We start from the raw sequence: 10,026 nt of genomic DNA, 5'->3' as shown, positions 1-10,026 counted from the left end.
CGTGCCTTGTAAAATTGCTTTTCGGAAGTTCGTGCCACCGAAAGTTTCGAGTGACGTGATGACCGCATCCCGTTCAAAGACATCAAGTCCGCCCTCGGGATTCAGTTCGATGCGTCCCATTTCGGCGAGGCGTGAACGAATCCCTGGCATACCCGACCGGACCGTTTGAGATTCACGCTGGATGGCTCCCAAGAGTTCTTCAGTCAGCTTAGGTGGCAAACGAATTGGGGCGCCAAAGCCCAAGGGGATTCGGCAGCCATGCCGTTTAGGCATTTTGTCAACTAACGATTGAACGTCGATCCGACCGGCTGAGATCAGATTGCTAACATTGATCCGCTTCTCGTCGGTTGCCACCAGCGAACCTGATCGAGAAATCCCAACGTACTCGACACTGAAATCGGGGACGTCACCGATCTGATACATTTCCGAGTACTGCAGTGAGACAAGGCACACTTGGTGCTTCTTTGGTTTCACTTCCGACCTAGCAACCGTCGCTGTGAATTCGCCTCGATTCTCAATTGCCTGCTGAATCGACTCCGCCTGGCTGCCTTGAAATCGTAACCATATTGCTTCTTTCATTTCATTTTTCCTCTTTATGAGTGTTTCGTATACTCTAAGAGAGAACACTCAAAAGAATTCTCATCAGAAAATTGAAAAAAAGTTTTCCCCTCTGATTTATTGGTTTTTTAGCCAGATTAAGGGCAACCGACGGTGCGGTCGATTTGTGCAATCGTCGTGGCGAGGCTGGCATCGAACCGGGCGAGCTGGGTTTCGAACATCAGCAGCTCGCGGTAGGTTTCGATCAGACTATAGAAATCAGTGCGTTTGCCTCGGTAATCGGCCACCGATAGTTGCAGCGTTTTCTCGGTGCGAGGGATGATCCGTTCTTCGTACAATTGTCGCTGCTCGATCAGCGAGTCGGCTTGAGCCAGTAAACGTCGCAGTCGGCCGTACAGCGAGTCACGCTCGGCTTCCATGCGGTTGGCGGTGCTGTTGGTGCGATGCGCCGCTTCGCGAATTCCCGCGTTGATCTTGTCTCGCCAAATCGGCAACGTCGTGCCGACGGTGAAGCTAAGGTTATCGTGACCGTTGGCAACACCACTGAGCACGTCCTCATCGTCGCTGACGATCGACAAATTCACGCCCAGTTGTAGGTCCGGGTATTTTTGCAAACACGCCAATCGGTGGCGTTCTCGGTCGCGTTGGATTTCCCAAGCTAAACCTTGTAGTTCAGGACTGCACGCTTCTGCCGATGCGATCAATTGATCCAATTGCCCTGGAGCATCGGATATTCCTAGATTGTCAACTGCTTCGGGCACCATCGAAACGGGTTGTTGCAACAACGCTGCGAGATCCGCTTGCGCCATCTGTTTTTGTTGAGTCAGTTGAATGCGTTGATCTTCGAGTCGGTCCGATTCCGATTGAGCTCGCAGTACGTCTTGTTGTGCACCACCACTGCGATAGCGAGCCTCCGCTACCCTCGTCAAATCCTGGACCAAGTCTTTGGTTTCGTCGACGATTTGGATTGCTCGCGTTGCGTACCACAGTTCGTAGTAGGCGATGCGTACCGATTCGGTGATCTCGCGTTCGATGCGGTCCACTTCGGCTTGAGCGATTTGCACCTCGCGACTGGCAATCGCTGCCTTGGCTCGCCGTTTCTCGGGCCACGGTACGCCTTGAGAAAGCGACATCTGATGCGTGATACGTCCGCCCGCGGTTTGCAAGGCTTGGTCATGCAGCGGCCAAAAGGTGTTGTTGAACATCGGGTCCGGCAGCGACTTGGCCTGCGGGATCACGTTAGTCGCTGCGGCAACGCGATGTCGCGCGGCTTGGATCCTTGGGTGTCCTGCCAAGGCGATGCCAACGAAGTACTCGACCGGTTGGCCGGATGTGGGTGGGAGCGTTGACGAATTGGTTTCGCTTGCCGACCGCGAATTCTGGTTTCCTGCGTCGCGTGTCTTTTCGGCCTCGCCCTCGGTGTCGTCCGCCTCGTTCAGGGTGTCGTCCGCTTCGTTTAGTAGGGTCAGATCCATCGCTGCGAATACGGCGGCGTCTTCGTAGATGGTGGGGCGGACAGCGGTGGCCGAATCGATTTCCGTTGCTTCGCTACGGACCATTTGCACAGTGGACTCTGACACACTCTGAGTGGAATCGGCCGTGGTCGGTGGCGGAGTTAGCTGGACAACATGTTGGCGATTTGCACTGCACCCCCCTGTGGAAGCGGCCAGCATCGCTAGCAGCAACAATGGCTTCGGTCGGGTTTGTCGAAGATTTCTCATGCGTTTTCCAGCGATGAAATGCGTCACTTTTCGGCGATTCACAGCTATAATGACACCATAAACCTTGCCCAGTCCGCATATTCCACTTGAACCGATCGGGCAAATGAACGATACAATGCGTATACCGGTCATGGGTATAATCTTCGGAGCGTTTCAGTAGTGATCTTCCGCCTAAGTCATATCGCCGTCATTCTTTCGCTGATCGTCGCAACGATGATCCAGCCGATGGCGCTGGGTATGGCCGGAATCGCTTGTGCTGAGAAATGCGAAACCAGCCCCCGCTGCCAAGGATGTGGCTGCTGCGAAGTCAGTACGGCGGGGACGCCCTGCGGATGTTGTGCCGATAAAGCCAGCCCAACAACAGCCAGCCCCACCAATGCTGCCAATGAAGCTTCCGCAGTCGCGGCGAGTTGTTGTCATGATTCATCACCGGCGGCGAAGTCCGATGCGGCAAATTTTCGTACCGAATCGAATGACAACGATCGGATCGCCGAGGCAGCGACTGTCGAGAAGACGACCAAGTCCAGCAAAGTTTCTGCGTGTCTTTGCGGGGTGACGACACAACCGCTGGGTGAATCCACTCCGCGTCCGCCAGTGAACGAGCTGCGGAACCTTGATGTTCTCAGTTACCTGGTTCGTGTTATCGATGCCGAAGCGGTCGGTGCCACCGTCTATCCCGATGGGGACATTGGCGGGACGCATCTGCTGGCAGCCCATTATTCTCAGCGTGTTCTCTGTATTTGGCGTCTCTAACGTCTGCGTTTGAGTTGCGCTCTCACTGCAACTCTCTGTTGAGTCATTTCCTGCGCACTTGAGATCACGAATCTCACGATTGGAAATGGTTTTTGTGCATGGATCGTAGCGTGATCGATGCCCTTTCTGCGTCTTCGCAAACGCACGCTTGCTGCAAAGCCTATCCGAGAACTCAATATGTCTGCGCATTCGAATTCAGACGATTCAAACGAGACAGGGCCCATCGCATCGTCGGACTCACCCCACCCCAGCACGCCATCGTCGGCACGGCCGCGAAGTGGACGAGCATGGTTGGTCCGAATCGCGGTCCAGGCGGCTGTTGTGCTGGCGGTCGCTGCGCTATTGCTGGGGATGATCGGGGTTGCCCAGCGGTCGGGATGGATCACACCGGATGGTTTTTTCGGGGCCAAGAACAGTGATGCTTCGCAGTCCGCTGAAGGGGACGCGGACAAGCGTTACATCTGTCCGATGATGTGCACCCCGCCGTCAACCGAACCAGGACGCTGTCCCGTTTGCGCGATGGAATTGGTCGAGGCAGTTGGTGGTGGCGGCGGAGACGGCAAATCGGTCACGATCGAAGCGGCGGCTCGGCGATTGATTGGAATTCAAACTGCAACCTCGAAACTAGGCAGTCTGAACCGGGTGATTCGGACGATCGGTTCGATTGATTTCGACGAAAGCAAACTGACAACCATCTCGGCCTACGTCGATGGTCGACTCGAAAAAATGTACGCCAATTATGCGGGTGTCCGAGTCAACAAAGGGGACGACTTGGCGTTGATCTACAGCCCTCAGCTCTATTCGGCCCAGACCGAATTTGTCACTAGCATCAACGGTGGATCGATCGGACGGTTTGCTGCCAGTGAGACGAATCTGAACGAAATGGCGAGAGAGAATCTCACGGAACTCGGAATGTCCGAGACCCAAATTGAACAGCTTCGCAAGAGCCGAAAGCCGCAATCGCGGATCCGTATCAAGTCGCCTCAGTCCGGTACCGTGATCGAAAAATCGGCGGTCGAGGGTGACTATGTCAAAACGGGACAAACGATTTATCGCATCGCGGATTTATCGTCGGTGTGGTTGATGTTGGATCTGTTTCCAGATGATGCGTCGGTGGTTCGGTTTGGACAACAAGTCGAAGCCGAGATTCAATCACGGCCGGGCGAAGTGTTTACGGGGCGAGTGGCCTTTATCGATCCGATCGTCAACCCGCGGTCTCGGACCGTTCGCGTACGGGTCGAGATCTTGAACTTTGACGGAAAACTGCGACCGGGCGATTACGCAACCGCGCGAATCACCGTTCCCACCGTCGCCACAGACCTCGTTTATGATCCCGCATTGGCAGGCAAATACATCAGCCCGATGCATCCGCAAGTGATCCGGGATGAATCGGGCGAGTGTCCGCTGTGTGGGATGGACTTGGTGCCAACATCGACACTGGGGTTCTCGCCAACACCGCTGCCGCAGCAAAAAGTGGTGACGGTGCCTCGCGATGCCGTGTTGTTGGCTGGCAGCAACAGCGTGCTGTACGTGGAAACGGAACCAGGCCGTTTTGAAATTCGGCGAGTCACGCTCGGTGCGATGAATCGGGACGAGGCGGTGATTGTCGAAGGGTTGGCGGCGGGCGAAACCGTGGCGACGAACGGGAATTTCTTGATCGATTCGCAGATGCAGCTCGCGGGAAATCCATCGCTGATGGACCCCAGTCGGGCGCCTCGTTTTGCTCCAGGCCCGATGCCGTTGCCGAAGACAACACCGGTGATATTGGCCGATGAAAGCGGGAAACGGTTTGACCAGGCCTATCAAGCCTACTTTGAGATCCAGCGTGCCTTGGCCGCCGACATGACGCCATCGCCCGTAGCGCTGAACGCATTGCTAGAGAACTTGTCGCAATTGGAATTGTCGGGCGATGTTCCCGACCGCGTGCAGAAAGAATTGGCAGCGGCACGACGCAGCGCCGGACGCATGGATGGATCGATCGAGACCGCGCGGGAAGCGTTCCGAGGGGTCAGCCACGCGATGCTGCGTGCCGCAGCGGCCGCGCGTGGCCCGCAAACCGCCACCACGCTGACGCATTACTACTGTCCGATGGTGCCGGGCGGCGGAGGCGATTGGATGCAGCCAGGCGGCGAGTTGGTCAATCCCTACTGGGGCAGCGAGATGTTGCACTGCGGCGAGGTAGTGGAGGAGTGAGGAGACAGGGAGACAGGGAGACACGGAGACACGGAGACACGGAGACACGGAGAGTGGGAGAGTGGGAGAGTGGTTGAAAACTTAGAAACAGGAGATCGAAATGAGTGATCGTATTTATAGCCATCGCGATTTGATTGTGTATCAAAAGTCGTTCGCAGCAGGGCGGCGTATTTTTGAATTGTCGCAATCGTTTCCGCGTGAGGAAATGTATTCACTCACCGATCAATTGAGGCGATCTGCACGAAGCGTCAGTGCAAACATCGCGGAAGCATGGCGGAAACGACGCTACGAGAATCACTTCTGTAGCACGCTCAACATTTCAGAGGCCGAAGCGGCTGAAACGCAGGTGTGGCTCGAGTACGCCGCGGTCCATGGCTATCTCGATCAAAAAACTGCCGACGATGCGACCGAGTTCTATGAGGAAATCTTGAGGATGATCGTTGCAATGATCGTTGCGCCGGACAAATGGTGCATTGCCAAGGCAGACAAGCAGCGTGGCAGAAAAATTGACAAGGAGAGAGGGAAACGAGGCGTGAAGGAGGAGGAAGCAGTGTATTTGAGTGACGAATTTCCTCTGATCGACCAATCCGACCTGCTCTCCCTCTCTCCCCCTCCCCGTGTCTCCCCCTCTGAGACGCCGGAGGCGGAAAATGCTTAACCTGCTCATTCGCTTCTGTGTTCGTGAACCTTGGCTTGTCGTCTTGATGACGATCGGCTTGTCGGTTGGCGGTTGGTTTGCTTACCAAGCCGTTCCGATCGATGCGATCCCGAACGTGGGCGAGAACCAAGTGATCGTGTTGACACCGTGGCCCGGGCGGTCACCCAAAGACATCGAAGATCAAGTCACGTATCCGCTCAGCGTCTCTCTGCTGGCCGTACCAGGTGCCGAATCGGTGCGTGGCAAAAGCATGTTCGGATACAGCTTTGTGCAAGTCACGTTCAAAGACGAGATCGACTTCTACTGGGCTCGCAGTCGTGTTGCCGAACAACTCGGCAGCGCCGCTTCGCAATTGCCAGACGGTGTGGTTCCACAACTTGGACCGGATGCCACCGGGCTTGGACAGATCTACTACTACGTCCTCCGGCCGCCTGCCGACGGGATGAGTTTGGCGGAGCTTCGCAGTCTGCAAGACTTCGTTGTCAAATTTGAATTGCAAGCGGTCGAAGGGGTCAGCGAGGTTGCTTCGATCGGCGGTTACGTTCGCCAGTACCAGATCGAAGTGGATCCCGACAAACTTCGTTTCCACAACGTCACGTTGGACGCCGTTGCGATGGCGATCAAAGGATCGAACTTGGACGTTGGTGCGAAAACGGTCGAGACCACGGGGATGGAATTCATCGTGCGTGGCAAAGGATTCTTGGGCAGCGATGGCGACAAAAACCAAGCCGTCATCGATTTGGAACAGACCGTGATTCTGCAGCGAGACGGCGTGCCAGTCCACTTGCGTGACGTTGCACGCGTCCAACTGGGGCCTGATTTCCGCCGCGGTGCCCTGGACTACAACGGTGCCGAAGCGGTCGGTGGCGTTGTGGTGATGCGGTATGGCGAGAATCCACGCGCGGTGCTGGATCGCATCAAAGACAAAATAGCGACGATCCAGCCGGCACTGGGTGGAGTCACGATCCAGGGCGTCTATGACCGCAGCAACCTGATCGACGAGACGATGGCCACGCTCACGCATGCACTTCGCGACGAGATTCTGATCACCGCCGTCATCATTCTGCTGTTCCTATTGCACGTTCGTAGCAGTTTTGTGGTGGCGATCAGTTTGCCTGCAGCGGTGTTGATGTCGTTTATCGCGATGCACGTCGTGGGGGTCGAAGCCAATATCATGTCGCTCGCCGGGATCGCGATCGCGATCGGAACGATGGTCGATATGGGAATCATCGTCTCCGAGAATATTTATCAGCATTTGGCGGAATGGGAAAAACTCAGTGAGGAGAAGGGAGTGAGGAGTGAGGAGAGGGAACATCAAGTCTCCTCACTGACCTCTCCTCACTCCTCACTTTCTTCCCGCGCAGCGGTCATCTACACGGCGACGATCGAGGTTGCTCCGGCGGTGGTGACGGCGGTGGCGACGACGATCGTCAGCTTTCTGCCAGTCTTCTTTTTGACCGGACGCGACTACAAGCTTTTCTCGCCATTGGCGTATACCAAAACGTTTGCGATCGCGGCCGCGATGATCACCGCGGTGACGATTGTCCCCGCACTCAGTCGCTTGCTGCTTCGCAGTGCCAATTATCAAAAGCGAACCGCGTTAGCTGCCGGGATCGCCTTGGCGGTCCTGCTATCGACGGCGGCTCACTTCCTGTGGGGGAATCGCATTGCCGAGTGGTTGGCAATGCCGCTCTGGACCGTCTCTGCCGCGACCGCCGTGTTGGGCTTCGTACTGGGGTGGCAATTGTTGCGTGAACGGATTCGTCCCATCGAAGAGATTCCGTCGAGCCGATTTGTACGCTGGATCTATGCCGCCCGCCTGCGTTACGCGCTGAACAACAAAGTGGTCGCATTGTCGTTCCCTGCGGTCTTGTTGGTGTTGGGCGTTGGCGCCTACATCGGCATGCCCACGGTCATGCGGCCGGTCGAACGCGTCGCCAGTTGGTTCGGGGCGGATCTGAATGAGTTTCCTGGCTACGTCGACGCAAAGCACATCTTCACGGGACTTCGCAGCGATGATTGGATTGCACTGGACGAAGGCAGTTGGTTCTACATGCCGACGTTGTATCCGGCAGCCAGTTTTTCGCAGGCGATGCAGGTGTTGCAGACGCAGGACGTTCTGATCGGCCAGATCCCCGAGGTCAAAGATGTACTGGGCAAGATCGGACGCGTTGAATCGGCACTCGATCCTGCACCCGCCGCGATGGTGGAAACCTATGTGATGTTGAAACCCGAGAGCGAGTGGCGTGAGGGCGTGACGGCGCGTGACGTATGGGATGAAATCAATCGCGTCGCCACCTTGCCTGGAGTGACGCCGGCATCGGCGCTGCAACCGATCGAAGGCCGAGTGGTGATGCTGCAAAGCGGGATCAAGGCGCCGATGGCGATCCGCGTCTATGGCGATGATTTACAAACGCTCGCTGACGCGGCGCTCGCAGTGGCTGCCACGCTAAAACAATCACCCTACATCAACGCAGGAACGGTCAACCCCGACATCGTGTTGGGAAAACCGTATGTCGAATTCTCTGTCAATCGCGAAGCCGCGTCGCGGTATGGGATGAGTGCCGCGAAGGTCAACGAAGTCATCGAAACCGCGCTGGGCGGCATGAATTTGATCAAAACGGTCGAAGGCCGCGAGCGTTATCCGGTCCGTCTGCGGTATGACCGTGATTTGCGAGAACATATCGATCAACTCAGTCGATTACCGGTCGTTACCGACAGCGGTGCAGTGGTTCCGCTCGAGGAATTAGCGACACTGGATACCACGTGGGGGCCGGGTGCGATCAATAGTGAAAACGCTCGCTTGGTGGCCCACGTCGCGTTCATGACCAACGGCGCGGCGGGTGATTTGGAATCGGTATCGGCGATCGAAAAGCAACTATTCCAAGCCCAAACACTGCCCTCGAAACATCCGAACCATTTGTCGCTTCCGCCTGGCTATTCGCTCGAGGCGGTCGGCAGTTTTCGTAATCAAATCGAAGCGAACCAGCGTCTGATGTGGATCATCCCGCTGGTGATTCTGATCAACCTGCTGTTGATTTACATCGAGTTCCGCAACCTGCCGATCTCGATGGCAGTCTTCTCTGGGATTCCTGTCGCGTTCGCTGGCGGGATGGTCTTGGTTGGATGGATGCAAGTCGAATTGAATACCGCGGTTTGGGTCGGGTTCATCGCGCTGTTTGGTTTGGCGGTGGACGATGGCGTCGTGATGGCGACCTACATTCATCAACTGCTAAAGAAACGCGAAATCAAATCGGTCCAGGACATCCGTAACACCGTTTACGAAGCCGGTTTGAAACGGATTCGGCCTTGCATGATGACCACCGTCACCACGTTGGCGGCGCTCATTCCCGTACTGATCGCGACCGGCCGCGGAGCCGATGTTGCTCGTGCGATGGCGATCCCCGTGTTCGGTGGGATGTTAGCAGAACCATTTACCTCGTTCATCGTGCCGACGCTGTACAGCGGCTATCTGGAATTGAAGATGCGATTGGGTTTTGCAGACCCATTATGGCACGGCAGCGACGAGAACGATTTCGCCTCCATTGATCAGTCGAAAGCGTTCGAGAGGAGTGATGCTTTATGAATGAAATCACTTGTATCTACTTCAGAAAAAAACACCTTCTTCGTGAAGGATTCTCGTGATCACGCATCCAATCGGTGACGGACACCATTGGAATGGAAACCCTGTCGAAAGATTCCCCCCATTTAAAGAGAGAGAACAAGGATGAAACGCGATTTGAATTTAGCACTGACCCTCGTTGCCGTTGCCTTTGCGACGGCTGCATTGCCGGTCAGCGCTCAAAACCATGCCGCTCATGAGCATGCTGTCCATGGCTCATCCGCTGTGACGACCGCCGAGCACCCAGTCCAAGGGCCTCACGGAGGGTCGCTGCGACAAATGGGTGAGATTCAACTCGAGACGGTGGTCTCGCAGGGTGGCATCCAAATGTTCGTGTACGACCGATCCGGATCGGCGGTTGCGGTGGAGCAAGGCCGAGGGGCGGCGTCGCTACGTGTCGAAGGAAACGCAAAACGCTATCGCTACGATCTGCTTCCCGATGGCAAAGGCGGTTTGTCGGCGGCAGTCAACTTGTCAGCGATCGCAGGACGACAAATCGAGATCGATGTTCAATTGGTGGG

Annotated in this window: 6 protein-coding genes and 1 pseudogene; 5 read left to right on the top strand and 2 right to left on the bottom strand. The window is 56.0% G+C overall.

The features are described from left to right. The coding region (locus ABX962_RS19975; protein ID WP_372721784.1) for a hypothetical protein at positions 1–579 on the bottom strand (579 nt) is incomplete at its 3' end. 116 nt (positions 580–695) lie between these two features. Further along, on the bottom strand, positions 696–2,279 hold the full coding sequence (locus ABX962_RS19970) for a TolC family protein (protein WP_372721783.1): 1,584 nt from the start codon (positions 2,277–2,279) through the stop codon (positions 696–698). Positions 2,280–2,438: 159 nt separating this feature from the next. On the opposite strand from ABX962_RS19970, the gene ABX962_RS19965 reads away from it, so the two are divergent. From ABX962_RS19965 to ABX962_RS19945, 5 genes and pseudogenes are all read left to right on the top strand, one after another. Next, the gene (locus ABX962_RS19965) at positions 2,439–3,032 is read left to right on the top strand and encodes a hypothetical protein (protein WP_372721782.1); all 594 of its coding nucleotides are present in this window, start codon (positions 2,439–2,441) and stop codon (positions 3,030–3,032) included. A 177-nt stretch (positions 3,033–3,209) separates the two neighbouring features. Further along, positions 3,210–5,225, top strand: a complete 2,016-nt coding sequence (locus ABX962_RS19960) for an efflux RND transporter periplasmic adaptor subunit (RefSeq protein WP_372721781.1) — start codon at positions 3,210–3,212, stop codon at positions 5,223–5,225. Positions 5,226–5,325: 100 nt separating this feature from the next. Next, positions 5,326–5,883 carry a four helix bundle protein gene (locus ABX962_RS19955; RefSeq protein WP_345320040.1) on the top strand — a complete coding sequence of 186 codons (558 nt, stop codon included), beginning with the start codon at positions 5,326–5,328 and terminating at the stop codon, positions 5,881–5,883. Beyond that, the gene (locus tag ABX962_RS19950) at positions 5,876–9,469 is read left to right on the top strand and encodes an efflux RND transporter permease subunit (RefSeq protein WP_372721780.1); all 3,594 of its coding nucleotides are present in this window, start codon (positions 5,876–5,878) and stop codon (positions 9,467–9,469) included. The genes ABX962_RS19955 and ABX962_RS19950 overlap by 8 nt, the downstream gene beginning before the upstream one ends. A gap of 141 nt (positions 9,470–9,610) precedes the next feature. Continuing rightward, positions 9,611–10,026 (top strand): annotated as a pseudogene (locus ABX962_RS19945) (hypothetical protein); the annotation flags it as partial.

The sequence above is a fragment of the Novipirellula sp. genome (assembly GCF_041583735.1).
Lineage (GTDB): Bacteria > Planctomycetota > Planctomycetia > Pirellulales > Pirellulaceae > Novipirellula.
This window is presented reverse-complemented; position numbering and strand designations above follow the sequence as displayed.